Source organism: Streptomyces sp. CB01249 (genome assembly GCF_001905735.1).
Taxonomy (GTDB): domain Bacteria; phylum Actinomycetota; class Actinomycetes; order Streptomycetales; family Streptomycetaceae; genus Streptomyces.
Map to the genome: position 1 here is coordinate 1 of NZ_LISW01000003.1, position 24,910 is coordinate 24,910.

At 72.8% G+C, this 24,910-nt stretch carries 21 protein-coding genes; 13 read left to right on the plus strand and 8 right to left on the minus strand.

All coding sequences use genetic code 11. From position 1 onward, the window contains the following. Positions 1-490 precede the first annotated feature (490 nt). Both AMK18_RS34895 and AMK18_RS15690 read left to right on the plus strand, forming a co-directional pair. Positions 491-1,111 (plus strand): hypothetical protein, encoded by a 621-nt coding sequence (locus tag AMK18_RS34895; RefSeq protein WP_198957016.1) that lies wholly within the window; start codon positions 491-493, stop codon positions 1,109-1,111. Further along, positions 1,108-1,803 (plus strand): CHAT domain-containing protein, encoded by a 696-nt coding sequence (locus AMK18_RS15690; protein ID WP_073863262.1) that lies wholly within the window; start codon positions 1,108-1,110, stop codon positions 1,801-1,803. Before AMK18_RS34895 ends, AMK18_RS15690 begins: the two co-directional genes overlap by 4 nt. Here AMK18_RS15690 and AMK18_RS15695 read toward each other — a convergent pair. Next, the gene (locus AMK18_RS15695) at positions 1,733-2,101 is read right to left on the minus strand and encodes a hypothetical protein (RefSeq protein WP_073863263.1); all 369 of its coding nucleotides are present in this window, start codon (positions 2,099-2,101) and stop codon (positions 1,733-1,735) included. The two genes, AMK18_RS15690 and AMK18_RS15695, sit on opposite strands and share 71 nt — an antisense overlap. A gap of 150 nt (positions 2,102-2,251) precedes the next feature. Here AMK18_RS15695 and AMK18_RS15700 point away from each other — a divergent pair, with 150 nt between their 5' ends. From AMK18_RS15700 to AMK18_RS15710, 3 genes are all read left to right on the plus strand, one after another. Continuing rightward, positions 2,252-3,079, plus strand: a complete 828-nt coding sequence (locus tag AMK18_RS15700; RefSeq protein ID WP_073863264.1) for a helix-turn-helix domain-containing protein — start codon at positions 2,252-2,254, stop codon at positions 3,077-3,079. After that, on the plus strand, positions 3,076-3,270 hold the full coding sequence (locus AMK18_RS15705; RefSeq protein WP_073863265.1) for a DUF397 domain-containing protein: 195 nt from the start codon (positions 3,076-3,078) through the stop codon (positions 3,268-3,270). The genes AMK18_RS15700 and AMK18_RS15705 overlap by 4 nt, the downstream gene beginning before the upstream one ends. A gap of 167 nt (positions 3,271-3,437) precedes the next feature. Beyond that, positions 3,438-8,468, plus strand: a complete 5,031-nt coding sequence (locus AMK18_RS15710) for a tetratricopeptide repeat protein (protein WP_073863266.1) — start codon at positions 3,438-3,440, stop codon at positions 8,466-8,468. Positions 8,469-8,543: 75 nt separating this feature from the next. On the opposite strand, the gene AMK18_RS15715 is transcribed toward AMK18_RS15710, so the two are convergent. The 5 genes from AMK18_RS15715 to AMK18_RS15735 form a co-directional block, all read right to left on the minus strand. Next, positions 8,544-11,693 carry an efflux RND transporter permease subunit gene (locus tag AMK18_RS15715; RefSeq protein ID WP_073863267.1) on the minus strand — a complete coding sequence of 1,050 codons (3,150 nt, stop codon included), beginning with the start codon at positions 11,691-11,693 and terminating at the stop codon, positions 8,544-8,546. Positions 11,694-11,867: 174 nt separating this feature from the next. Beyond that, positions 11,868-12,563 (minus strand): response regulator, encoded by a 696-nt coding sequence (locus tag AMK18_RS15720; protein ID WP_018103574.1) that lies wholly within the window; start codon positions 12,561-12,563, stop codon positions 11,868-11,870. Next, on the minus strand, positions 12,560-13,828 hold the full coding sequence (locus tag AMK18_RS15725) for a sensor histidine kinase (RefSeq protein WP_018103573.1): 1,269 nt from the start codon (positions 13,826-13,828) through the stop codon (positions 12,560-12,562). Before AMK18_RS15725 ends, AMK18_RS15720 begins: the two co-directional genes overlap by 4 nt. A 125-nt stretch (positions 13,829-13,953) precedes the next feature. Continuing rightward, positions 13,954-14,232: a PspA-associated protein PspAA gene (gene pspAA, locus AMK18_RS15730; protein WP_018103572.1), complete on the minus strand. Its 279-nt coding sequence runs from the start codon at positions 14,230-14,232 to the stop codon at positions 13,954-13,956. An 8-nt stretch (positions 14,233-14,240) separates the two neighbouring features. Then, positions 14,241-15,017, minus strand: coding sequence for a PspA/IM30 family protein (locus tag AMK18_RS15735; RefSeq protein WP_026171584.1), 777 nt, complete (start codon positions 15,015-15,017; stop codon positions 14,241-14,243). Between the two features lie 273 nt (positions 15,018-15,290). On the opposite strand from AMK18_RS15735, the gene AMK18_RS15740 reads away from it, so the two are divergent. The 3 genes from AMK18_RS15740 to AMK18_RS15750 all read left to right on the plus strand — a co-directional run bounded on the left by AMK18_RS15740 (position 15,291) and on the right by AMK18_RS15750 (position 17,915). Further along, positions 15,291-15,890: a DUF3043 domain-containing protein gene (locus tag AMK18_RS15740; protein WP_020207443.1), complete on the plus strand. Its 600-nt coding sequence runs from the start codon at positions 15,291-15,293 to the stop codon at positions 15,888-15,890. A 107-nt stretch (positions 15,891-15,997) separates the two neighbouring features. After that, on the plus strand, positions 15,998-16,732 hold the full coding sequence (locus AMK18_RS15745; RefSeq protein WP_198957037.1) for a class I SAM-dependent methyltransferase: 735 nt from the start codon (positions 15,998-16,000) through the stop codon (positions 16,730-16,732). Positions 16,733-16,823: 91 nt separating this feature from the next. Further along, positions 16,824-17,915: a S1C family serine protease gene (locus AMK18_RS15750; protein ID WP_073863268.1), complete on the plus strand. Its 1,092-nt coding sequence runs from the start codon at positions 16,824-16,826 to the stop codon at positions 17,913-17,915. A 60-nt stretch (positions 17,916-17,975) separates the two neighbouring features. Here AMK18_RS15750 and AMK18_RS15755 read toward each other — a convergent pair whose 3' ends face one another. Beyond that, complete coding sequence (locus AMK18_RS15755; protein WP_073863269.1) at positions 17,976-18,188, minus strand: hypothetical protein; 213 nt, start codon at positions 18,186-18,188, stop codon at positions 17,976-17,978. A 106-nt stretch (positions 18,189-18,294) separates the two neighbouring features. Between AMK18_RS15755 and AMK18_RS15760 the strand changes: the two genes are divergently transcribed. From AMK18_RS15760 to AMK18_RS34205, 4 genes are all read left to right on the plus strand, one after another. Beyond that, positions 18,295-19,500, plus strand: coding sequence for a bifunctional adenosylcobinamide kinase/adenosylcobinamide-phosphate guanylyltransferase (locus AMK18_RS15760; protein WP_073863270.1), 1,206 nt, complete (start codon positions 18,295-18,297; stop codon positions 19,498-19,500). Positions 19,501-19,628: 128 nt separating this feature from the next. Continuing rightward, positions 19,629-20,717 carry a nicotinate-nucleotide--dimethylbenzimidazole phosphoribosyltransferase gene (locus AMK18_RS15765; protein WP_073863271.1) on the plus strand — a complete coding sequence of 363 codons (1,089 nt, stop codon included), beginning with the start codon at positions 19,629-19,631 and terminating at the stop codon, positions 20,715-20,717. 97 nt (positions 20,718-20,814) lie between these two features. Then, complete coding sequence (locus AMK18_RS15770) at positions 20,815-22,626, plus strand: phosphatidylglycerol lysyltransferase domain-containing protein (RefSeq protein ID WP_073863272.1); 1,812 nt, start codon at positions 20,815-20,817, stop codon at positions 22,624-22,626. Then, positions 22,623-23,333 carry a hypothetical protein gene (locus AMK18_RS34205; RefSeq protein WP_079199293.1) on the plus strand — a complete coding sequence of 237 codons (711 nt, stop codon included), beginning with the start codon at positions 22,623-22,625 and terminating at the stop codon, positions 23,331-23,333. Before AMK18_RS15770 ends, AMK18_RS34205 begins: the two co-directional genes overlap by 4 nt. On the opposite strand, the gene AMK18_RS15780 is transcribed toward AMK18_RS34205, so the two are convergent. Then, a complete protein-coding gene (locus AMK18_RS15780) occupies positions 23,276-24,037 on the minus strand; it encodes a hypothetical protein (RefSeq protein WP_073863274.1) in 762 nt (253 codons plus the stop codon). The genes AMK18_RS34205 and AMK18_RS15780 overlap by 58 nt on opposite strands. A gap of 87 nt (positions 24,038-24,124) precedes the next feature. Between AMK18_RS15780 and AMK18_RS15785 the strand changes: the two genes are divergently transcribed. Next, positions 24,125-24,904 (plus strand): adenosylcobinamide-GDP ribazoletransferase, encoded by a 780-nt coding sequence (locus AMK18_RS15785; protein ID WP_073863275.1) that lies wholly within the window; start codon positions 24,125-24,127, stop codon positions 24,902-24,904. The last annotated feature ends 6 nt before the right edge of the window (positions 24,905-24,910 follow it).

Here is a 24,910-nt window from a genome sequence, read left to right on the forward strand (position 1 = left end):
CCTCGCCGAACAACACCCCGCAACCTTCACCCCCAACCTCGCCATGTCCCTCAACACCCTCGCCAAGCGACTCACTGACGCCGGAGCCCTTTCAGCCGCAGCCCAGGCGTACGAGCAAGTCATCGTCGACCTCAGCGCCAAGCACCCCGCAGTCGGCCGAGCTCTCATGCTCGAACGGGACAGGTTCCTGATCCGTGAGCCGGGGTGTTCGACCACAGCCGGCCTTCGAAACCTCGCTCGACTGGCGAGCATCCCAACCACCGAAGCACCGGACCAAGTGACGTTCCACGCTCGGAAGACCCTCCGCGCGTACGTACAAGAGAGCGCCGAACACCGCGAAGACCTGGCAGCTGTCTGGCACGACGAGACCCGCACACCCCTCCCCTCCTGGCTAGCGCTCGCCCCCCAGGCGCTGAGCACAGTCGGCGCATGGACGACCACGCACTCCTGGTCCGACTCATACGCCCACTGGACCGACCACACCGAGCTCTTGAGCAGCCCCGAAGCTGCCGTCGCCCTCGCCGAGTACGCGCTCCTCGACCCCGAGGCCGCCGCCCAACACCAAGTCCTCCGCGAGGAAATCCTGATCGAAGGCGCGACCGCCGCCTACCGCCCCCTCATCCTCGGCGAGCAGCTGGCCGATTGGACGGCCCTCACCACCTGGGACGAGTCCGAGCAGTACCTCCGCGCGCACCCGGACCTCCTCGAACTCGACCCGCCGGATTCCGTTCCCGGCGCACTCCTCCACGCAGCCCGCACCCACGACATCCCGACGGCCTACGTCCTCGTACGCGACCGCACCGCCCTCCAGCAGTACATCGACAACGCCCTCACCACCGGCGACGCCGACGCCCTCCGCCACGCGGCCGCCATCGAGGACGAGGTGTACGCCGACCAGCTCTCCGCCCGCACCCACCACCAGGCCGCCCTGCTCCTCGCAGGCACACCCGACGAAGCCGACCCCGCCGACCTCGCCCCCCTCGTCGCCGACGCCTCGCCCGACACACGCAACCGGCTGATCTCCGAGACCGCCACCCTCAGCGCGACTCACGCGCAGCAGCACGCCGCGCACTGGGTGCGGATCATCCAGGTGCTGGCCGCCACCGGGTGACCGCCGCCGTCTGCCTGGTCCTCGCCGCCTCGCCCGAGGCCGGTCGGGCGCCCGCGCTGCACGAGGAGCACCGGGACGTACAGCGCAGCGTCACGCATGCCCGGTTCGGGCACCTGTTGCGGCTCGACGTCCTTCCGGCCGCCCGGGCCGAGGACCTGGTGCAGTACCTGGCGGCCACGGTCCCCCACACCCTGCACTTCGCAGGGCGCGGGACGCCCGACGGCGGGCCCCGCTTCGTCACCGATGACGGTGGCGAGGCACCCGTCTCCCTGGACGGCTTACGCGACTGCGTCGCCGACGCCGCCCCGCTCGGGCTGCGGCTGGTGGTCCTCAACGCGTGCTGGACGGAGCCGTTGGCCAAGGAGATGGCCGGCCTCGTCCCCGTAGCCATCGGGTGGGAGGGGCAGGTCCCCGACGCGCACGCGTGTGCGTACGCCCGGGTCTTCTATCGCAACCTCGCCGAAGGCGACTCCGTGCTGAGCGCCCACGCCACCGCCTGCAAGCTGCTCGCGCTCATCGGCTGCACCGAGCTGCCCGTGCTGCACAGCACTCCGGGCCACCTCCCCGAAGCCCACTTCCTCATCGCCGCCGCCGACCGCCCCGTCCCGCCCGGCAAGCCGCTCAAGCCTCGCTGGTACCGGCCCCCTGGGCCGCCGCGCAAGCCGTGGTTTCCTCGGCCTCCGCAGGCGTGAGGAGGGTGGGAGCCAAGCGGTATCCCCGGCTCTCCGCGATCCGCAGGGCGTCCCGCAGCGACTCCGCCAGCCGCACCCCGGTGAACCGCAACTCGCGTGCCCCCACGCCCCTCTCCGCGAGGAGCGCCCGCGCCTCGGTCAGGACGTATTCGGCCGAGTCGAGCAGGCCCGTCTCCACCTCGTCGGCCAGCCGTGACATCCGGCCGCCGGGGTCGTCGCTGCTCAGGTAGCACGGGGTGCCGCTCTCGCCGACCCAGGGGAGCAGCCGCATCGCGTTCCCTTGCGCGTCGAACATCATGTCGCCTCCGCCTCCGTTCGGGGAGCGCTCTGGTCCCCGGTCGTACCCGCTGGTTACGGTGTGTGCCGCAATCGTCGCGCTGTGGCGGGTCTCCCCAACAGGGCCGCCGCGTCCCGACGTTCAACACGGGACACACGGAAGGCCCGCTCCATGACGTTCAGGCCGCAGCCGCTTTCGCCCTTCGCCTCCACGCGCCACTACTTCGGCTCGGAGTTACGCCGCCACCGCGAGCGCGCGAAGCTGTCCCTCGTGCAGCTGGCGGACATCGTCAACTCCAGCAAGAGCACGCTCGCCCGGATCGAGACAGCCGAACTGATGCCCCCACCGGACATGCCCAGCTGCCTGGACATCGCCTTCGGGACGGACGAGTACTTCACGGGGCTCTACGAACTCGCCAAGCAGGACATCCATCCCGACCAGTACAAGCGGTACATGAATTTCGAAGCCCGGGCCGAGGTCATAGAGCAGTACGGCGCACAGGCCCTGCCTGGCTTGTTCCAGACCGAGCAGTACGCCCGGGAGTTGCTCCGTTGTCAGGAGGACCTGACCGCAGAGGTGGTCGATGAGCGCGTCACCGCCCGCATGTCCCGGCAGGAGCGACAACGATCGGCAAATCCACCGTTTCGCTGGGCGATCATCGACGAGTCCGTACTTCGGCGGCAGGTGGGCAGCCGGTCTTGCATGCACAAGCAACTGGCCTCGCTGTTGGAGCAGGTGGATACTCCGAACAGTAAGGTTCAGGTGATGCCGTTCAGTGCGGGGCCACACTCGCTACTGGGTGGCGCACTGACTCTGCTGACCCTGCCCGACGGCGCCTCGGTGGCGTACGAGGAGAGCATCGAGGCCGGTCACCTCTACGAGGACCCGGACGCGGTGAAGAAGTGGCGGCGGCAGTACGACGTACTGCGCGCCAACTCGCACTCCCTGGCCGAGTCGGCGGCAATGATCCGTACCGCGATGGAGGACTACCGACCATGACTCACTCCCCCGAGCTGAGTTCCGCCCGCTGGCGCCGCAGCAGCTACAGCAACACCAACGGGGGCGAATGCGTCGAGATCAGCGACGACTTCCCCGGCGTCATCCCCGTACGCGACAGCAAAAACCCGAGCGGTCCGTCGCTCGTCGTCAACTCCGCCGCATGGGGCGACTTCGTCTCGTCCCTGAAGTAGCGCGCAGCGCAACGGCCCGTCCCACACGTGCGCGTGGGACGGGCCGTTTCCTTATCACCCGGGGACCGGAAAGAGTCGAGTTTGTCCGGACCGGCCCCCCGGCGTCCGTTGCGTGCATACGCTGCTGTCCATTTCAGCGGCGTATGTACGGGAAGGCGGAGCGCCCGATGGCGGATGAGGCGGATGTGGTGGGCGGCGAGGCCGTGGGGACCGCGTTGTGCGTGGTGTGTGAGACGTACGCCGACGAGCGGACCTTTCCGCAGTTGACCGGTGCGACGGCCCAGATGGAGGGGGTCGTCAACCGCCTTGAGGCGCTGGGGATCGCGACCCGTGTGGCGGGCGGCGGCAACCCGTCCTGGGCGGACTTCGACCGGGACCTCACCGCCTGGAGCGCGTCCGGCGCGGGGAAGCCCGCGATCATCGTGTGGTCCGGGCACGGCGTGCTGGTGGACGACGAACTCCGCCTGGCGCTGTGCGACTTGGACCTCGACGTCGAGCAGGTGGCCCGGGACGCGCGCGCCCTGCGGCACGGGGTCTCGCCCGAGACGCTGGTCAACGAGGCCGTGGCGTCCGGCGCCGACCAGATCCTGGTGCTCATCGATGCCTGCCATGCCGGGGACGCCGTGGGCCGGGGCCTGGAGAAGGCGTTGCGGCGGTGGGAGACCACCTCCGCGCCGCCCGGCCGGGTGCAGTGGTTCGGGATCATGACGAGTTGTCGGCGCGGGGAGACCTCGGACGGGGCCGGGCCGCTGCTCGACGCCTTGGCCGAGGTGCTGAGGGAGGGCCCGGCCACCAGCGAGTACCGGTCGGCGTGGAGCGCCCACAACGCCTGGGTCAGCGGCCCGGACGTGCTCACCGCGCTCGGCGAGCGGTGGCGCGGCGAGGGGCAGACGCCGGTTCCGGCCACCCTCGGCACCGGGCGGGCGGTCTTCCCGAACCCGCGCCATGTGCCCGGGGCGCCCGCGCGGCTGGTGGAGCACCTGGTGCTCGCGGCCCGGGGCGTCGGGTTCCGCGAGGAGGGCTCGTTCTTCACGGGCCGGAAGCGGGTCCTGGGCCGGATCACCGACTGGATCGAGGCGGACGAGGCCGGGCTCTTCCTGGTGACCGGCCCGGCGGGCTGCGGCAAGTCGGCGGTGCTGGGGCGGATCGCGACGCTCACCGACCCGGAGCGGCGCGCGGAGACCGAGGCGCAGGGCGGCCTGCGTGCGGGCGACCCCGGCCCCGGCCCCGGGCACCCGCTCGCGGCGGTGCACCTGCGGGGCCTCAGTCCGCTTCAGGCCGCCGCGGAGCTGGCCCTACGGCTCGGGCTGCCGGAGCCGCGCAATCCGGACGACTTCCGGGGCGAGCTGCGGGAGCTGGACCGGCGTCCGGTGCTGGTCCTGGACGGCCTGGACGAGGTGCCCGTCGAGCATCTGCACACCATGATCGAGGAGTTGGTCTTCCCGCTCAGCCGGGCGGTCCCGGTGCTGCTGGGCTCGCGGGAGCGGGCGTTCCGCGCCCGGCTGGCGGACGACGACGGGCACCCGGACGAGACGTTGCCGGACGCGCTGGCGCGGCTGATCGGGGCGGCCGTCACCACCGCGGACCTGGAGGCGGAGCCGGACACGCAGGAGGACATCGCCGCGTATGTGCGCCGCCGGTGCGAGGTGGGCGGCTTTCCGGCGGACCGGGCGCGGGAGGCGGGCGAGGCGGTCGCCGCGCGCGCCACGGCGGTGGGCGGCGGGTTCCTGTTCGCCCGGCTGGTGACCGGTTCGCTGCTGGCGGAGGGACGTAACGACGGGGACGCCTGGGAGGCCGGTCTGCCGGAGTCCATCGGGGCCGCGTTCGAGGACGATCTGCGGGCGGGCCCGGTCCGGGTCCTGGCGGACGGCACCGAACTCCCCTCAGCCGCACGGGACCTGCTGACCGCGCTGGCCTGGACGGCCGGACGCGGGATGCCCGCCGGAGGCGTCTGGGAGGAGGTCGCCGGGGCGCTGGGCGGCCGGGCGACGCCGTACGACGAGAGCGACGTGGACTGGGTGCTGTCCGCGTACGGGCGCTACATCGTGGAGGACGCGGAGGACGGGCAGGCGGTGTACCGGCTGTACCACCGGGAGTTCGTCTCGCATCTCGTGTCCCGGCCGGTGGCGGGCGGGGCCGAGGCCGCCGAGGTGGTGCTCGCGGCGCTGGTCGCGCATGCGGAGCGGAAGGTGCCGGATGGCGGCTGGGGGGCGGTGGACCCGTACGTGGTGCGGGCGCTCGCGTGGCACGCGGTACGGGCGGGTGTGCCGGGGATCGAGGCGCTGCGGGAGCTGGCCAGGCGGATCGGGCCCAGCGCGGCCCCGGTCCTGGCCCGGGCGTTGTACGGCTTCTCGGAGCGCCTGGGGACGGAAGGGGACCTGGAGGGGGCGTTGCGTACGGCGCAGGAGGTGGTCGGCCTCCTGCGGACCTCGGAGGAGGCCGAGCCCCCCTCCCGTACACCGACGCTGGTCCACGCCCTCATCAACGTCGCCAAGCGGTACACCGACCTCGGGGACCGTGAGGCCGCTCTGGCCCCGGCCCGGGAAGCGGTCGCGCTCCAGCGGACTGTCACAGCAGCGGACGACGAAGCGGCCGTGGGCGACCTCGCCATCGCCACCGCCGCGCTCGCGCGCAGGCTCGCCGAAACCGGTGACGTCGAGGGTGCGCTCACGCTCAACCGGGACGTTCTCGACGTCTTCAGGGGACTGGCCGAGAAGGAGCCCGCAGCCTTCCGCCCGCACCTCGCCGCCGCGCTGAACAACCTGGCGGTGGCTCTGAGGGCGGCCGGGGATCGCAGGGCCGCGGTCTCCCCCGCGCAGGAGGCGGTCGAGATCCACACCGAACTGGCCGCCGCGGGCCCGGACGAGTTCCTGGGCTCGCTCGCCTCATCTCTGAGCAACCTGGCCAACGCCCTCAAGTCAGTCGGACGTCATAAGGACGCCCTGCCCCACGCGGAGGCAGCGGTCGAAGCCAACCGGAAGCTGGCCGAGCGCCATCCCTCCACCCTGCGGGCCGCTCTGGCGGGGTCCTTGACCAATCTGTCCGTACACCGGCGGGACGTGGGCGACCTCGCGGGGGCACTGACGCTCGCGCGTGAGTCCGTGGACATCTGCCGGGAGCTCGTCGTACGTCACCCGGACGCCTTCCGGCAGCACCTGGCCGGGGCCCTCCACAACCTGGCGGACCAGCTCTCCGCCGCCGGGGACCACGAGGAAGCGCTCGCCACCGCACGCGAGGCCGCGCGCATGTTCGCCGCGCTCTCCGGTGAGCATCCGGAGGTCTTCCGCCCGGATCTCGCCCGGTCCCTGACGTCCATGGCCAACAAGACCGCCGCCATCGGGGACCACACCACCGCGGTGCTGTTCGCCCGTCAGGCCATCCAGCTCCAGCGCGAAGCCGTCAAGAGCACACCCCTGGCCGGCCTCCCCGGGCTCGCCGCGATGCTCAACAACCTCGCGATGCACCTGACCGCCGACGGTGAGCCGGCAGAGGCCCTGCTGCACGCCGAGGAAGCCGCCGGGCTCTACGAACGCCTCGCCGCCGAGGACCGGGAGGCGTACCTCCCCGAGTACGCGACGGTCCTCAGCAACGTCAGCAACCACCGCGCGACCCTGGGCGATCTGTCGGGGGCGGTCTCGGCGGGCCTGAAGGCGGTCGCCTTCCGCCGGCAACTCGCCGTGCTGCAACCCGCCGTGTACCGCCCGGATCTGGCCACCGCCCTCACCAACCTCGCCGGCCATCTGAACCGGGCAGGGGAGCCGGACGAAGGGCTGTCAGTCGCGACGGAGGCCGTCGAGCTCCTGCGTGAACTCCTCCCCGACGCACCCGTCCTGCGTCCCACCCTCGCGGGGGCCCTCGGCGCCCTGGCCCAGAACCTCGCCGACACCGGCAGCCCGGAAGAGGCCCTGCCGGTGGCCCGGGAAGGGGTGGATCTCTGGCGCCTGCTCGCGAAGGAGCACAGCGGCGCCCGCCTCCCCGACCTGGCACGCGCCCTGCGGAACCTGGGCAAGCTGCGCGGGATGAACGAGGACGACGAAGGTGCCGTGGACACGACACGGGAGGCGGTCGCCGCGTACCGCGCCCTGGCGCTCGAAAACCCGCGCCCCTTCGCGGACGATCTGGCGCAAACGGTCGGGAACCTGGCCCGCGCACTCGCCCGTACCGGCGACCACGCCTCGGCGGTCGAGGCGTACGGCGAGTGCGCGGCGGAGTTCGCCGACGCCCACCCGTCGACCGCCCGGCGCCTCGGCGTCGAGCGCAGCATCTTCCTCCTGAGCTGCCCCGACCCGCTCCCCTCGGAGGGCGTACGCGCGCTCGCGTCGTTCCTCGGGCGGGACGCCGGTCTCGAACCGGAGGACGGCCCGGACCTGGTGACCGTACGGGCACGGCGGGCCCTGCGCGCCCACGGCGACCGGGAGGCGGTGCGCGAGGCGTGGGAGGCGGAGACCCACGGGCCCGCGCCCGACTGGCTCTCGCTCTCGGCCGCCACGCTGGAAGCCGTGGGCACCTGGATGTTCGCGCCCGACTGGTCCGCGTCGCGCGACCTCTGGTCCCGGTACGCCGACGCGCTCGGCAGCGAGGAGGCCGCGACGGCGCTCGAAGAGCTGGCGCTCCTGGATCCGGGCACCGCGCAACAGCACGCCGCGCTCCGCGAGTTCGTGCTCGACCACGGGGTGACCTCGGCCTACGATCCGCTGATCCTCTCGGGGCAGCTGGCCGAGTGGGTGGGCTGCGAGTCCTGGGCCGAGTCGCGGGCCTACCTCCAGGACCACCCGCGCCTCCTCCAGGTCCGGCCGTCCCCGGACACCCCGCTCTCGCACGTCGCCGTCCTGGACGTCTCCCGTACGGAGGGGATGGACGCCGCCTACGCGCTGGTGGAGGACCGGGACGCGCTCCAGGCGTACGTGGAAAGGGCGTTGGAGGCCGGTGACGGCACCTCCCTGATGCACGCGGCCGCCATCGAGGGGCAGGTCTTCGACGACCGGCTGTCCTCCTTCGCCCACGCCCAGGTGAGCATGGTCCTCTCGGGGGCCGTCCAGGGCATCGAACCGGAGGAGCTGGCCGATCTGATCCCGCGCGCCCCGGAGGAGATCCGCGCCCGGCTGCTGCGGGAGATCGCGGGCCTCAGTGTCCGGTACGCCGAGCCGTACGGGGAGCTGTGGCTCCGCATGATCAAGGCGCTCAGCGGGGCGGCCTGACCGCACCCGTACACACGAAGGGGCCCGGCCCGCACGAGCGTGCGGACCGGGCCCCCTGTGTGGGTTACCGGTGAATCAGGCCCGTGTCGGCTCCGGTTCGCCGGACTCCTGCGCCTCCGCCGGGGCCGGGGTGCCGGCCTTCGCGGCCCGCTTGGCGGCCTTCTTGTCACGGCGGCGTTCCTTGCGGAGCTCCACCATCGCGTACAGCGTCGGCACCAGGAGGAGCGTCAGCAGCGTCGAGGTGATCAGACCGCCGATGACGACGACGGCCAGCGGCTGCGAGATGAAGCCGCCCTCGCCGGTGACGCCGAGCGCCATCGGGAGCAGGGCGAAGATCGTCGCCAGGGCCGTCATCAGGATCGGGCGCAGACGGTGGCGACCGCCCTCCACGACCGCTTCGACCACGCCCAGGCCCTGGGCCCGGTACTGGTTGATGAGGTCGATCAGCACGATCGCGTTGGTCACCACGATGCCGATCAGCATCAGCATGCCGATCATCGCCGGAACGCCCATCGGGGTGCCGGTGGCGACGAGCAGGCCGATCGCGCCGGTGGCGGCGAACGGGATGGAGACCAGCAGGATCAGCGGCTGGATCAGCGACCGGAAGGTGGCGACCAGCAGCATGAAGACGATCGCGATGGCCGCCAGCATGGCCAGGCCCAGGTTCTTGAAGGCGTCGTCCTGGTCCGAGGAGACACCGCCGATGGTGGCGGTGGCGCCCTCCGGGAGGTCCAGGGCCTTGATCTTGTTCTGGAGCGTGGTGCTGACCGCGCCGGTGTTGTCACCGGTGGGCCGGGCGGTGATGGTCGCGGCGCGCTGGCCGTCGATCCGGGTCATGGAGACCGGTCCGGGGACCAGCTTCACATCGGCGATGGTGCCGAGCTTCACCTTACCGAGCGGAAGGTCCTTCAGCTCCTGCATGGTGGTCGCCGGGTGGGCCGACTTCACGACGACGTCGCGCTCGGCGTCGTCCATGAGCGCCTTGCCGGACGGGGTGCCCCGCACCGCTCCGGCGACGACCGCGCCGAGCGTGGCCTGGGTGTAACCGGCGTCGGCTGCCTTCGCGTTGGCCTTCACCGAGATCCGCGGGACGCTCTGCGCCAGGTCGCTCTGGACGTCGGTGACGTCCTTGAGCTTGGCGACCTCGGCGCGGACCTGCTCGGACGCCTTCTTCAGGACGTCCGCGTCGGCGGCCTTGACCACGACGCTCAGGTCCTGGCTGCCGAAGCCGTCGCCCGCGCTGATGGTGGTGTCGCCGATGCCGTCGAGCTTGGCGAGACCCTTCTCGATGCGGTCCTGGGTGGCCTCGAACTCGGCGGAGTCCTTCAGGGTGACCTGGTAGGACGCCTGGTTGGAGCCGGTGCCGCCGCCGAAGGCGGCCATGAAGCCGGACGAGCCGACGGTGACCTGGTAGTCCTTGACGCCGTCGTCGTCGGCGAGGAGCTTCTCGACCTTCTTCGCCGCCTCGTCGGAGGCCGCGAGGCTGGTGCCCGGGTCCATCTTCTGCTTGATGGACAGGACTTCCTGCTCGCCCTGGTCGAAGAAGTTGGTCTTCAGCAGGGGCGCCATGCCGAAGGTGCCGAAGAGGACGGCGACGGCGATGACGACACTGGTGATACGGCGCCGGGTGGCGAACCGCAGCACCGGGACGTAGATCCGCTGGAGGCGGCTGCGCGCCTCCTTCTCCTCGGCCTCGCGGCGCGCCTTGTCCGGGTCCTCGGCGGTGCCCTTGGGGGCGCGCAGGAACCAGTACGACAGGACGGGGACCACGGTCAGCGAGACCAGCAGCGAGGCCAGCAGGGCCGCGGTGACGGTCAGCGAGAACGAGCCGAACAGCTCGCCGACCATGCCGCCGACGAGACCGATCGGCAGGAAGACGGCGACGGTGGTGAGGGTGGACGAGGTGACCGCTCCGGCCACCTCCTTGACCGCGGTGATGATCGCGGACTGGCGCTCCTCGCCGTAGCCGAGGTGGCGCTTGATGTTCTCCAGGACGACGATCGAGTCGTCCACGACCCGGCCGATCGCGATGGTGAGCGCGCCCAGCGTCAGCATGTTGAGCGACAGGTCACGGGTCCAGAGCACGATCAGCGCGAGGACCACGGAGAGCGGGATGGAGACCGCGGTGACCAGGGTGGAGCGCAGCGAGGCCAGGAAGACCAGGATCACGATGACCGCGAAGAGCAGGCCGAGCGCGCCCTCGGTCGTCAGGCCGGAGATCGCCTTGGAGACGGCCGGGCCCTGGTCCGAGACCACGGTCAGCTCGGCGCCGGAGCCGAGGTCCTTGCGCAGGTCCGGGAGCTTGTCCTTGACGGCGTCCGAGATGGCGACGGCGCTGCCGTCCTTGTCCATCGTCGCCATGACGGCGAGGCTCGGGCGGCCGTTGGTGCGGGTGATGGAGTCCGCAGTGGCGGCCTCCTGCTTCACGGTCGCGATGTCACCGAGGCGGACCGGCTTGCCGGGCTTGCCCGAGGCCGGGTTCTGACCGGTGACCCGCAGGTCCTCGATCTGCTTCAGCGAGGTGAAGGCGCCGCCGACCTGGATCGTGCGGCTCTTGCCGGACTCCGAGAAGGCACCGGCCGGGACGGTCGCGCCGCCCGACTGGAGGGCCTGGGAGAGCGCGGCGGCGTTGAGTCCGGCGGCGGCGAGCTTCTTGTCGTCCGGGGTGACGGAGACCTGGAGGTCGCGCACACCGTCGACGGAGACCTGGCCGACGCCGTCGATGTCCTCCAGGGCGGGGACGACGGTGCGGTCCAGCTGGTCGGCCAGCGCCTGCTGGTCCTTGTCCGAGGTGACGGCGAGGACGACGGTCGGGATGTCGTCCGTCGAACCGGCGATGACCTGCGGGTCGACGTCCTCGGGCAGCTGGACGCGGGCGCGGTTCACGGCCTGCTGGATGTCGGCGACGAGCTGCTTGGTGCCCTCGTCCCCGAAGTCGAAGGACGCCATGATGACGGCGTTGCCCTCGCTGGCGGTCGACGTGACGCCGGTGACGCCGTCGACGGCCTTGATGGTGTTCTCGAGCGGTTCCACGACCTGCTTCTCGACCACATCGGGGGACGCACCCTGGTAGGGGGCGAGCACCGACACCATCGGCAGTTCGATGGTGGGCAGCAGCTGCTGCTTGAGCTGCGGGATCGCAATCGCTCCGAAGACGAGCGCGACGATCGAGATCAGACCGATCAGGGCCCTTTGCGCGAGGCTGAATCTGGACAGCCAGGACATGGGTGGGTCTCTTTCTGTGGCTTACGCGGCAGGTGGGCGGGATGCCGGGGCGTGCCCGGGGGACAGATCCAGCCCACCTATACGATCGCCGATGCCCGGGACGAAAGTCCTCGGCCCCAGGGTCGCTTTCTCACGCCCCGCATACCGCAGGTGGAGTACGCCCCGCCTGCACCCTCACTCCACCCGTGGGCGCACCAGGCCCGATTCGTACGCGATTACCACGAGTTGTGCCCGGTCCCGGGCGCCCAGCTTCGCCATCGCCCGGTTCACATGGGTCTTGACGGTGAGTGGGCTGACGACCAGGCGCTCCGCGATCTCGTCGTTGGACAGCCCGCCCGCGACCAGGACCAGCACCTCGCGCTCCCTCGTGGTGAGGGCCGCCAGCCGCTCCGAGTACGCGGCCGCCCCCGGCCCGTCCTCCACCCCGCTGCCGCCCTGCGCGAGGAACGTGGCGATCAGGCCCTTGGTCGCGGCCGGCGAGAGCAGCGCCTCGCCCCCCGCGGCGATCCGGATCGCGTTGAGGAGTTCGTCCGGCTCGGCGCCCTTGCCGAGGAAGCCCGAGGCCCCGGCGCGCAGCGACTGCACGACGTACTCGTCCACCTCGAAGGTGGTGAGCATGACCACGCGGACGTCCGCGAGATCCGGGTCGGCGCTGATCATGCGGGTGGCGGTGAGTCCGTCCGTGCCGGGCATCCGGATGTCCATCAGCACCACGTCGGGCCGCTCGGCGCGGGCCACCTCCACGGCCTGCGCCCCGTCCGCCGCCTCGCCCACCACCCGCATGTCGGGCTCCGAGTCGACCAGCACCCGGAACGCGCTGCGCAGCAGCGCCTGGTCGTCGGCGAGCAGGACCTTGATGGCCGGTGTCATGCGTTCTCCCCCGTCCGGCCCGCCGCGCCCGGGCCACCGGGCTCCTGCGCGCGGGCCTCGACGGGCAGGATCGCATGGACGCGGAACCCGCCCCCGTAGCGGGGACCCGCGGTGAGGGTGCCGCCCAGGGCGGTGACGCGTTCGCGCATCCCGAGCAGGCCGTGGCCGCCGCCGGACGCGGAGTCGGCGCCGGTGGCGTTCCCGCGGCCGTTGTCCAGGACCATGACCTCGGCCGTGGCCCCGACCCGTACGACGCTCACCTCGGCCTTGGCGCCCGGGCCCGCGTGCTTACGGACGTTGGTCAGGGCCTCCTGGATCACCCGGTACGCGGCCAGGTCGACGGCCGAGGGCAGCGGCGGCTCGCCCTCGGCGGCGCAGGCGACCTCGACGGGCAGCCCCGCCTGGCGCACGCTCTCCACGAGCTGGCCGAGGACCGCGAGGCCGGGGGCCGGTTCGGTGGGCGCCTCCGGGTCGCCGGACTGGCGGAGCAGGCCGACGGTGGCCCGGAGCTCGTTGAGCGCGGACCGGCTCGCCTCGCGGACGTGGGCGAGGGCCTGTTTCGCCTGGTCGGGGCGCTTGTCCATGACGTGGGCTGCGACCCCGGCCTGCACGTTGACCAGGGCGATGTGGTGGGCGACGACGTCGTGCAGGTCGCGGGCGATGCGCAGCCGTTCCTCGGCGACCCGGCGGCGGGCCTCCTCCTCGCGGGTCCGTTCGGCGCGTTCGGCGCGCTCCCGGATCGCGCCGACGAACGCGCGCCGGGAGCGGACCGCGTCGCCCGCCGCCGCGGCCATGCCGGTCCAGGCGAAGACGCCCAGGTTCTCCTGGCTGTACCAGGGCGGCGACCCGAAGAGCATGGCGGCGGCGGTGAGCGCGGCCATGGTGAGCAGCCCGACCCGCCAGGTGGTGGGCCGGTCGGTGCGGGCGGCGACGGTGTAGAGCGCGATGACGGCGCTCATCACGACGGGGGCCGGCGGGTCCGCGGTGACCAGTTCCACGACGGTCAGCGCCCCGGTGGCGGCGAGCACGGCCATCGGTTCGCGGCGGCGCCGGATCAGGGCCAGCGAGCTGAGCAGCATCAGCAGCAGGCTGCTCGCGGCGGGGGTGCGGGCGCCGAAGGTGGGCCCGTCGTGCCCGCCGGGGTCCACGAACGAGGCGAAGACCATGGCCACGAGCACGCCCAGGGCGAGCGCGCCGTCCAGCGCGAGGGGGTGGGCGCGCAGCCAGTGGCGGACGCGCAGCACCCCGGTTCCGAGGGTGGTCACGTCGGGCTACGTTACGGCGTGCCGCTCGCGGCCCGGTCCGGCCCCGACCGGCGGGACGCACCCGTGCCCCGCGTCCGTCGGGCGGGCGCGGGGCACGGGGTGCGGGTGCTGGAGAGCGGTCGGCGTCAGCCGGGGATCAGTCCGTCGTCGCTGAGCATGGCGCGTACCTCTTCGAGGGTCGCGTCCGGCGACGGCAGGATCAGCTCGGACGGCTCCAGGGAGTCGTCCGGCAAGGGTGAGCCGAGTTCGCGCACCCTTGCGAGGAGCGCGTGGAGCGTGGTGCGGAAGCCGGGTCCGTCACCGCGCTCCATCTCGGCCAGCAGGGCGTCGTCGAGCTTGTCGAGCTCGGCGAGATGGCTGTCGGCCAGGACGACCTGGCCCTCCCCCATGATCCGTACGATCATGACGCGCCTCAGTTCTTGTCGAATTTGTGCGCCTGGCTGTTCTGCTGCTGGGCGTCCTGCGGGCCGCCCTCGATCGCCTGCTGCGAGGAGGAGCCGCCGGCCAGCTCGGCCTTCATGCGCTGAAGCTCCAGCTCCACATCCGTACCACCGGAGATCCGGTCCAGCTCGGCGGCGATGTCGTCCTTCGCCGTGCCGGTCGGGTCGTCCAGGGCGCCGGAGGCCAGCAGCTCGTCGATGGCACCGGCGCGGGCCTGGAGCTGCTGCGTCTTGTCCTCGGCCCGCTGGATCGCCAGGCCGACGTCGCCCATCTCCTCGGAGATGCCGGAGAAGGCCTCCCCGATCCGGGTCTGCGCCTGGGCCGCCGTGTAGGTGGCCTTGATGGTCTCCTTCTTCGTGCGGAAGGCGTCCACCTTGGCCTGAAGGCGCTGGGCCGCGAGAGTGAGCTTCTCCTCCTCGCCCTGCAGCGTGGTGTGCTGCGTCTCCAGGTCGGTGACCTGCTGCTGGAGGGCGGCGCGGCGCGACAGCGCCTCGCGGGCCAGGTCCTCGCGGCCGAGCGCGAGCGCCTTGCGGCCCTGGTCCTCCAGCTTCGAGGACTGGCCCTGCAGCTGGTTCAGCTGCAGCTCCAGCCGCTTGCGCGAGGTCGCCACGTCGGCGACTCCGCGGCGCACCTTCTGAAGCAGCTCCAGCTGCTTCTGGTACGAGTAATCAAGGGTCTCGCGCGGATCCTCGGCCCGGTCAAGGGCCTTGTTTGCCTTCGCGCGGAAGATCATCCCCATACGCTTCATGACACCGCTCATGGGCTTCGCGCGCCCCCTTCTGACTCAACTGGGCTCCAGCACTCCAACAGAACCCACAGTACGGGCCCTGTCTCTATTACCGCACTGTTCGAGCATGGATGGGCTCCTCCCCAAGGACGACTGTGTCCCGGCTGCGCTCCGGCCCAGGGAGTAGGTGAGGCCCGTAGCGGCGCTCTCACATGGGCAAGGACGCAGGCCGTTGCCGGATCGTTCCCGGGCGGCCTGCGGGGATCCGCGAGCGACCCCGTACCCTTGGGCCTTGTGTTCCGTAGCCGCTCCAAGGAAGAGAAGGCCCCCACCGACAAGGTGACGGCGGACCTCTCCAAGACGCCCCGCGACCCGCAGGCCCCCAAGGGTCGCCCCACCCCCAAGCGCAGTGAGGCCCAGACGCAGCGCCGTCGTGCCTCCAGTGGTGCGCCGCTCGACCGCAAGGAGGCCGCGAAGCGGCAGCGCGAGGCGCGCCGTGTGGACATGGCCAAGCAGCGGGAGGCGCTCGCCAGTGGTGACGAGCGCTATCTGCCCGCGCGCGACAAGGGGCCGGTGCGCCGCTTCGTCCGCGACTTCGTGGACTCCCGCTTCTGCATCGCGGAGTACTTCCTGCCGCTCGCCGTGGTCATCCTGATCCTCAGCGTGATCCAGGTGCAGGGCATCCAGAACATCTCGCTGCTGCTCTGGCTGATCGTGATCGTGCTGATCGTGATCGACTCGATCGGGCTCGCGTTCCGCCTGCGCAAGCAGCTGAACACGCGGTTCCCGGACACGCCGAAGCGCGGCGCGGTCGCCTACGGGCTGATGCGTACGCTCCAGATGCGCCGGCTGCGTCTGCCGAAGCCGCAGGTCAAGCGCGGAGAGCGACCCTGAGCACCGAGCCGTCCGGCCCGGTCGGCGGTGTGTCCGCCGACCGGCCGGGCGGTGCCGTCTCCGGCTTCGCCGGGGCCTCGGCGGCCTGGGCCAAGGGGCTGACCGGCCTGCGCAACACCGTGCGTCAGGAGCTGGTCGCCCGGCAGCTGGACGAGCAGATCGCGGCCCGCTTCCCGGTCGGGCAGCGGCTGCGCATCCTGGACGTCGGCATGGGACAGGGCACGCAGGCGCTGCGGCTGGCCCGGGCCGGGCACACCGTGACCGGTCTGGAGTCCGACGCGGAGAAGCTGCGGCTCGCCCGTGAGGCGCTGGGCGGCGAACCGGCCGGCATCCGCGAGCGGGTGCGGCTCATCGAGGGCAACGGCCAGGACACCGGGGTCCACTTCCTGCCCGGCAGCTTCGACGTGGTCCTCTGCCACGGTGTGCTGATGTACGTCCAGGAGCCGGACGCCATGGTGGCGGGCCTGGCCCGGATGCTGGCGCCGGGCGGGCTGCTGTCGCTGCTCGTGCGGAACGCGGACGCGCTGGCGATGCGGCCGGGGATGGCCGGGGACTTCGCCGGGGCGCTGGCCGCGTTCGACTCCGACCGGTACACCAACCGGCTCGGCCTGTCCGTGCGCGCGGACCGGCTGGAGGCGCTGACGGCGACGCTGGCCTCGATCGCGGCGCCGCTGCACGCCTGGTACGGGGTGCGGCTCTTCACGGACCTCGTGAGCAACGAGGAGGAGCTGCCGCCGGTGGCGGAGCTGGAGCGGGTGCTTGCCGCGGAGGACCGGGCGGGGCGGACCGATCCGTATCGCGGGGTCGCGGCGCTGCTGCATCTGTGTGGCGTACGGGGCTGAAGGACTGCCCTCAATCGCCGGGCGGGCTTGATAGGCCCCCTCTGGATGCGCTCGACGGGCCACCCCCGGGGGCAAAAGTAATAATCCGGACATGGATGCCATTCACTCCCGCCGCCGTGCGCGGCGGCTGTTGCTGCCTCTGTCCGCCGGGGTCTGCGTGATCGCGCTGGTGAGCGGTTGCTCCGGTTCGAGCGCTCCCGCCGCGGGGCCGGACGCGACGGCGTCCGGCTCGGCGCAGCCCGGTCCGGCCGCGAAGGCCGACGGGGATCTGCAGAGCGAGTACCAGTCCGCCATCAACGACGTGCTGCCGTCGGTCGTGCAGATCGACGCCTCCGAGAGCCTGGGTTCCGGTGTCGTCTACGACGCCAAGGGCCACATCGTCACCAACGCGCACGTCGTCGGCGACGAGAAGACGTTCAAGGTCACCGTCGCCACCGGCGAGAAGGTGATGAAGGCGTCGCTGGTCGCCGCCTACCCCCAGCAGGACCTGGCCGTCATCAAGCTGGACGACGTGCCCGACGGGCTGCGGCCCGCGAAGTTCGGGGACTCGGAGAAGGTCGCGGTCGGGCAGATCGTGCTGGCGATGGGCTCGCCGCTCGGCCTGTCCAGCAGCGTCACCCAGGGCATCGTCTCGGCCCTCGGCCGCACCGTGAGCGAGAGCCGCTCGGGCGGCGGCACCGGGGCGACCATCGCCAACATGGTGCAGACCTCGGCGGCGATCAACCCGGGCAACAGCGGCGGGGCCCTGGTGAACCTGGACAGCCAGGTCATCGGCATCCCGACGCTCGCCGCGTCCGACCCCCAGATGGGCGACAGCGCGGCACCCGGGATCGGCTTCGCCATCCCGGCCTCGATGGTGCGGACGGTCGCCGACCAGATCATCAAGAACGGCAAGGTCACCGACTCGGGCCGGGCCGCGCTCGACATCACCGGCCGCACGGTCGTCAACGACGACTACCGTCCGGCGGGCGTCGCGATCGTCAGCGTGCAGAAGGGCGGCGCGGCCGAGAAGGCGGGGCTGCGGGCCGGCGACATCATCGTGAAGGTGGACGACACGAAGGTCACCACGATCACCTCGCTCTCCGAGGCGCTGGCCGGTCACAAGCCGGGCCAGAAGGCGAAGGTGACGTACACGCGCGGGAGCGCGCAGAAGACGGCCGAGGTCACCCTCGGCGAGATCTGAGCGTACGGAGACGGCTGCCGCCGGGCGGGTCCGTGAGGCCCCGGCGGCAGCCGTGCGCCGTCAGCCCGCCGCGTCCGCCTGAAGGCTCATCGGGCCGTAGATCTTCGTCCCGTCGTCGAAGAGCGTGACCTGGTCCGCCCCGCCGTCCAGGAGTTCCTTCCAGTACTCACCGATCCAGGACTCCGCGTCGCCCTGGGTCGTGAACTCCTCCGGCCGCAGGGCCGGCTCCGTCTCCGTACCGTCGGACTTCTCGAACCGCCACGTCCACGCCATGTGCGCCTCCCGGTAAGTCGTTCCCGTCGGCAGCCTAGAGCCTGCGGAGCGGATCTTCGAGAGCCCACGTCGCGCACCGTGCGCGGTGACGCGGGAGGATCGGAGCGTGGAACTGACCCTGCTCGGCACCGGAGCCCCCGACGGGCTGCCGCGGCCCGACTGCCCCTGCGCCGCCTGCGCCCTCGCCCGCGGAGCCGGCAGCCGGGCCGCGACCGCTCTCCTGGTCGACGACGCGCTGCTGCTCGACCTCACGCCCGGGGCGGTGTTCGCCGCCGCCCGCGCCGGCCGCTCGCTCACCGGCGTACGCCAGGTCCTGCTGACCCACCCCCACGACGGGCCCGCCGTCGAGCTGCCCGTCGGGCTCCCCCCGGCGGGCCGGGTCCCGGACGGGCGGGTGCTGACGCTGATCAGCGGCCACCGGGTGCGGGCGGTGCCGATGGACGCGCCCGGCACGGGGTACGAGGTGACCTCGCCGGAGGGCGCCCGGCTGCTGTACCTCCCGCCGGGCGGCGCACCGGCAGGGCTGACCGGCCCGGTGGCGCAGCCGTACGACCTGGTCGCCGCGGACGTCGTCGGGCGGCCCGACGCCGTGGCGCGGCTGCGGTCCGTCGAGGCGATCGGGCCCGCCACCGAGCTGATCGCCGTCCATCTGGGCCACGACGCGCCGCCCGCCCCCGAGCTGGAACGGCGGCTCGCCGCGGCCGGGGCCCGGGCGGTGCCGGACGGCACGACGCTGGCGGTCGGCGGCTTCCGCGCCCCGGCCCCGGCACTCCCCCGGCGCACCCTGGTCACCGGCGGCGCCCGTTCCGGGAAGTCCGTCGAGGCGGAACGGCGCCTGGAGACGTATCCGGAGGTCGTGTACGTGGCGACGGGCGGCGCCCGGGACGGGGACGCGGACTGGGCGGCCCGGGTCGGGCTGCACCGGGAGCGCCGGCCGGCCGCCTGGCGCACCGAGGAGACCTGTGAGCTCGCGGAGATGCTGTCCTCGGACGGGCCGCCCCTGCTCGTCGACTGCCTGTCGCTGTGGCTGACGGACGCGATGGACCGGGTGGACGCCTGGGACGACGCGGCGTGGGCGGAGGGCGGCGAGCGGGCGCTGCGGGACAGGACGGCGGAGCTGGTCGCGGCGGTGCGCGGGACGCGGCGCACGGTGGTCCTGGTGACCAACGAGACCGGCTCCGGGGTGGTGCCCGCGACGGCGGCCGGGCGGCGCTTCCGGGACGAGCTGGGCCGGCTGAACGCGGCGGTGGCCGGGGAGTGCGAGCAGGTGCTGCTGGTGGTGGCGGGCCAGGTGCTGCCGCTGCGCGGCTGAGGGGGCGGGGGCCCGGGCGCGGGACCGTACCGGGCGGGCCCGGAAAACGTGACGGGTACTGTTCCGCAGGGAGCCCGCCGCCGGGCTCCCCGGACCACTCCCCGTATCGACCCGCGAGGCAGACCCCCGTGAATCTGGACGACTTCTCCGACCTGATCGAGCGCCCCGACGGGGGCGTACGGCGCGATGCCGAGGAACGCCGGGAGCGGCTCATCGTGCCCCCGGGCGCCCTCGGCCGTCTGGACGAGCTGGGCGAGTGGCTGTCGATCGCGCAGCAGTCCGCGCCGGTGCGGACGATCGAGCAGCCGCGCGTGGTGCTGTTCGCGGGTGACCACGGGGTGGCCGGACTCGACGTGTCCGGCCGTGCGGCCTCCACCGCGCACGAGCTGGTCCGGGCCACGCTGGACGGTGCGACCCCGCTGGCGGTCCTGGCCCGCCGGTTCTCGGTGCCGGTGCGGATCGTGGACGCCGGACTCGACTGCGACCCGGAACTGCTGCCGGAGGCCGTCGTACGGACCCGGGTGCGGCGCGGCAGCGGCCGGATCGACATCGAGGACGCGCTGACGGCCGAGGAGGCCGAGGCCGCGGTGCGGCTCGGGATCGCGGTGGCCGACGAGGAGGCCGACTCGGGCACCGATCTGGTGGTGCTCGGCGATCTCAGCGTGGGCGGTACGACGGCGGCGGCCACGCTGATCGCGGCGCTGTGCGGCACGGACGCCTCGGTGGTGACCGGGCGCGGTGGTGCCGGGATCGACGACCTGGCGTGGATGCGCAAGTGCGCGACGATCCGTGACGCGCTGCGCCGGGCCCGGCCGGTCCTGGGCGACCAGCTGGCGCTGCTGGCCACCGTGGGCGGGGCGGACCTGGCGGCGATGACCGGCTTCCTGCTCCAGTGCGCGGTGCGGCGGCTGCCCGTGGTCCTGGACGGGGTGGTCGGCGCGGCGGCGGCGCTGGTCGGCCAGCGGGCCGCGTTCCGGGCGCCGGACTGGTGGCTGGCGGGCCAGCTGAGCGGGGAGCCGGCGCAGGCGAAGGCCCTCGACCGGATGGCGCTCAACCCGCTGCTCGATCACGGCGTCATCGTGGGCGAGGGATGCGGGGCGCTGCTCGCCCTTCCCTTCGTCCAGGCCGCCGCCGCGCTGGCCGCCGAGCTGCCCGAGCGGGAGCCGGAGCCGGCGGAGGGCGGCGCGGACGAGGAGAAGGACGAGCCGACGGACTGACGCCGGCCCCGCTCCGCGTCCGGCCGACACCGGCCGCGGAGCGCCCCCTCATGCAGCGCGATGCCCCATATGATCGCTTTTCATGGGAGAGGTCGGTATGACCGTCGAGGAGTCCGGGCGGGGTACCGTCCGCAGGGCCGGCACACCACGCTCGCGGCGCGGCGCCGCGTTCGCGATCTGGTACCTGCGCGTGGTGTCGTTCCTCAACTTCCTCAGCGCCGTCTGGGTCACCTTCGGCCAGGACCTGCGCCGCCACAACACGGACGACTACTTCACCCCCTATCTGCTCACGGCGGGCTTCTCCTCGGGGGTGGTGGCGCTCTTCCTGGCCGTGACGATGCGCCGCCGCAAGCGGGCCGCGTGGATCGCCAACCTGGCGCTCAGCGGGCTGACGCTGCTGCTGTCCGCCGCCCTGATCGTCTTCCCGGAGGTCCGCCGCTATCCGCAGAACTGGATCTCGCTGACGCTGTCCGCGGGCTTCGTGCTCTCGCTGCTGCTCGGCAGGCGCGAGTTCTACGCGAAGGGCGACCGGTCCAATCCGAAGCTGGCCGCGCTGGTGGCGGTGGGCGGGCTGCTGGTCACCTCGCTGATCGCGGCGGGCCTGGTCACGGTCACCAACACCGCGTACGACGAGTACCGCTCGACGTTCCTGGACCGCTGGGCGTACGGGGCGCTGCGGCTGGTGTCCGTCGCCGCGTCCGATTCGCGGTTCCCCGGGATCACCGCGCCGGGCTGGGTCAACGTCGCCATCAACATCCTGTCCACGCTGCTGCTCGTCGCGGTCGTCTGGGCGGCCTTCCGTTCCCGCCGGGCCGTCGACCCGATCACCGCGGAGGACGAGGAGGCGCTGCGGGCGCTGCTCGACAAGCACGGCGAGCGGGACTCGCTGGGCTACTTCGCGCTGCGCCGCGAGAAGAGCGCGGTGTGGTCGCCGACCCGGAAGGCGGCCGTCGCCTACCGGGTGGTCGGCGGGGTGTCGCTGGCGTCCGGCGACCCGATCGGCGATCCGGAGGCCTGGCCGGGGGCGATCGTGCCGTGGCTGGCCGAGGCCCGCGAACACGGCTGGATCCCGGCCGTGATGGGCGCGGGTGAGGAGGCCGGCACGGTCTACGCGCGGCACGGCCTGGACGCCTTGGAGCTGGGCGACGAGGCGATCGTGGAGACGGCCGACTTCACCCTGGAGGGCCGCGCGATGCGGACCGTGCGCCAGGCGTACAACCGGGTGCGGCGGGCGGGTTACGAGGTGACGGTGCGCCGGCACGCGGAGATCCCGGAGGCCGAGATGGCCGAGCTGGTGCGCCGGGCGGACGACTGGCGCGACGGGGCGACGGAGCGCGGATTCTCGATGGCGCTGGGCCGGCTCGGCGACCCGGCCGACGGGCAGTGCGTGATGCTGGAGTGCCGTGACGCCCCGTCCGACGACGGCGCCCCGGGCGAGCTGCGGGCCCTGCTGAGCTTCGTGCCGTGGGGCCCGAACGGCCTCTCGCTGGACCTGATGCGGCGTGACCGGGACTCCGAGAACGGGCTGATGGAGTTCATGGTCATCGAACTCCTGCAACGCGCCGGGAAGCTGGGCGTGACGCAGGTGTCGCTGAACTTCGCGATGTTCCGCTCGGTCTTCGAGCGCGGTTCGCGGCTGGGCGCCGGTCCGGTGCTCCGGATGTGGCGGTCGCTGCTCAGCTTCTTCTCGCGGTGGTGGCAGATCGAGTCGCTGTACCGGGCCAACGCGAAGTACCGCCCGATCTGGGAGCCCCGGTTCCTGCTCTTCGAGAAGAGCGCGGACCTGCTGCGCATCGGGGTCGCGGCGGGCCGCGCGGAAGGCTTCCTGGAGGCGCCGGGCCTGCCCAAGTGGCTGCACCGTTCGCGGCTGGCCCGGGGCCGCGGCGTACCGCCGGGACCGCGTGGATGAGAGCCGTACGCGCCCTGCGCCGGGCGGCCCGCCGGGAGTGGGGCCCGCTCCGGTCGGCCGTACGGGCGCCGCTCGCCGCCCGCGGTGTGCGGGCCGTGCCCCTGACCCTGGCGTCGGTGGCCCTGACGGGGCTGCTCCAGGTGGTGCAGAACCGGTCCTGGGGCTACGGCCCGGTGCAGACGCTGGGCGCGGTCCGGGCCGACGATCCGCTCTGGGCGGCCCTGCTGCGTACCCCGTTGTCGCTGTTCGTACCCGCGCTGGACCTTCCGGTGTGGGGCGCGCTGGCGCAGATGCTGGTGGTGTTCGGGGCGGCGGAGATCTGCCTCGGCCGGTGGCGGACGCTGCTGATCGCGTACGCGGCGACCCTGGCCGGGACGATGTACGCGCGGATCGGCGTCGCGGCCGGGCCGGACGCCTTCCTCGGGCTGCCCGGGTCCGACGCGCGGATCGTGGACACCGGGCCCTCGGCGGCGGTCGTCGCGCTGGCGGTCTGCGTCTGCTGCGCGTACCGGGCGCGGGTCACCGGGGCGGTGGTGATCGTGGCGATGGTGGCCGAGGCCGTGCTGAAGGACAACCTGGCGGGCCGGGAACACCTGGCGGCCATCGTGGCGGCGCTTCTGCTGTGCACCTCGCAGGCGTTGAGAGGCCGTCAGTGCTTGGAGGGCGGCAGCGGGACCCGGTCCGGGGCCCCGCCGATCAGGTCCTGAAACCTGCGGCGCGGGCCGACCCAGCGCACGTCGTGGTGGTAGGCCCGCAGCACCGCGCGGGAGCGGGCCCGGTGCCGGTTGCGGTAGAACCGGCGCGCCCACAGCGAGGTCGGCCGGGCCAGCCGGATCGCGCCGACCAGGGCCACGAAGGGGACCAGCGTGCCGACCACCGCCATCCGCGCCTTGCCCTTGAAGAGGGTGATCAGCACGAAGCAGAAGTTGACGACGACGGTGAGCACGGCCCCCAGCCGGCCCTGCTGCTGATCGTCGCTCAGGTCGTTGACGCCCAGCGGGGAGAACCCGCCGAGGACCAGCAGCACCAGGGCCGCCGTGAGCACGACGACCTCCACGCTCCGGCGCCCCTCCTCGGTCCAGTACACGTCGTCCAGGTAGAGGATCAGGGCGAACTCGTCGAGCACCAGGCCCGCGCCGGCACCGAAGACGACCGCGCAGATCCCGGCCGTGACCCCGTGCCGCCCGCTCGCCACCGCACCGAATCCGCCGACCACGCTCAGCACCACCCCGGGCACCACGTGGTGGATGTGGACCCCGCCGGGCGTGATGTTGCGGAACGGGCCCTTCCCGGCCCGGATCATCCGGGTGATGAGCCGGGTGATCGCGAACGTCAGCACGAAGGCGGTCAGGGCCAGGAGCAGGGGCAGCTTGCCCGGCTCCACGAAGTTCTGATTGAACCAGTGACCCATGCCACGCACTCCCACTCGTCCGCCTTTGCCCCGTTATGCGGCATTCGGTCAATCTAGCGGCCGCCCCCACCGATTAGCCTGCGCGCCGTGACCTCCCTGAACAGCCACGGCCTGCGTTTCGCCTTCGGCACCCTGACCGTGCTCCCCGTCCGCGTCACCCGCTGGGACCGGGAGACCGCCCGGGCCGGGATGCTGTGCGCGCCCCTGGCCGGGCTGGTCGTCGGCGTCCTCGCGGCGGTTCCCGGCGGTCTGCTGCTGTGGGGCGGGGCGGGCCCGCTGCTCGCCGCGGTCGCCTCGGCCGCCGTGCCCGCGGCGCTCACCCGGGGCCTCCATCTGGACGGGCTCGCGGACACCGCCGACGGGCTGGGCAGCGGCAAGCCGGCCGAGGACGCGCTGCGGATCATGAAGCAGTCGGACATCGGCCCGTTCGGCGTGATCACCCTGCTCTTCGTGCTGCTGGCCCAGGTGGCGGCCCTTCAGCGGCTGTACGCGGAGGGCTGGGCGCAGGGCGCGGTGGCGGCCGTCGCCTCCGCCGTCGTCGCCCGGCTCGCGCTCACCCTGGCCTCCCGGCGCGGCGTCCCGGCGGCGCGCCCGGAGGGCCTGGGCGCGGCCGTCGCCGGTACGGTCCCGGCGGCCGGTGCCTGGGCGGTGGCGGTCGTGGTGGTGGCGGGGTGCGCGGGGGCGGGGGCGCTGCTGGGCGGGTACGGGGCGTTGCGGTACGCCCTGGCCGCCGTGGCCGCGCCGGTGGCGGCCGGGCTGCTGCTGCGCCACTGCGTGCGGCGGTTCGGCGGGGTGACCGGGGACGTGTTCGGGGCGCTGGCGGAGACGGCGGCGACGGTGGCGCTGGTGGGCCTGGCGCTGGGCTGAGGCGGC

Coding starts and splice junctions, on each gene's coding strand:
- AMK18_RS15695 (WP_073863263.1), bottom strand. CDS start 2,101: ATGATGTTCGACGCGCAAGGGAACGCGATGCGGCTGCTCCCCTGGGTC.
- AMK18_RS15700 (WP_073863264.1), top strand. CDS start 2,252: ATGACGTTCAGGCCGCAGCCGCTTTCGCCCTTCGCCTCCACGCGCCAC.
- AMK18_RS15705 (WP_073863265.1), top strand. CDS start 3,076: ATGACTCACTCCCCCGAGCTGAGTTCCGCCCGCTGGCGCCGCAGCAGC.
- AMK18_RS15710 (WP_073863266.1), top strand. CDS start 3,438: ATGGCGGATGAGGCGGATGTGGTGGGCGGCGAGGCCGTGGGGACCGCG.
- AMK18_RS15715 (WP_073863267.1), bottom strand. CDS start 11,693: ATGTCCTGGCTGTCCAGATTCAGCCTCGCGCAAAGGGCCCTGATCGGT.
- AMK18_RS15720 (WP_018103574.1), bottom strand. CDS start 12,563: ATGACACCGGCCATCAAGGTCCTGCTCGCCGACGACCAGGCGCTGCTG.
- pspAA (WP_018103572.1), bottom strand. CDS start 14,232: ATGATCGTACGGATCATGGGGGAGGGCCAGGTCGTCCTGGCCGACAGC.
- AMK18_RS15735 (WP_026171584.1), bottom strand. CDS start 15,017: ATGAAGCGTATGGGGATGATCTTCCGCGCGAAGGCAAACAAGGCCCTT.
- AMK18_RS15750 (WP_073863268.1), top strand. CDS start 16,824: ATGGATGCCATTCACTCCCGCCGCCGTGCGCGGCGGCTGTTGCTGCCT.
- AMK18_RS15755 (WP_073863269.1), bottom strand. CDS start 18,188: ATGGCGTGGACGTGGCGGTTCGAGAAGTCCGACGGTACGGAGACGGAG.
- AMK18_RS15770 (WP_073863272.1), top strand. CDS start 20,815: ATGACCGTCGAGGAGTCCGGGCGGGGTACCGTCCGCAGGGCCGGCACA.
- AMK18_RS34205 (WP_079199293.1), top strand. CDS start 22,623: ATGAGAGCCGTACGCGCCCTGCGCCGGGCGGCCCGCCGGGAGTGGGGC.
- AMK18_RS15780 (WP_073863274.1), bottom strand. CDS start 24,037: ATGGGTCACTGGTTCAATCAGAACTTCGTGGAGCCGGGCAAGCTGCCC.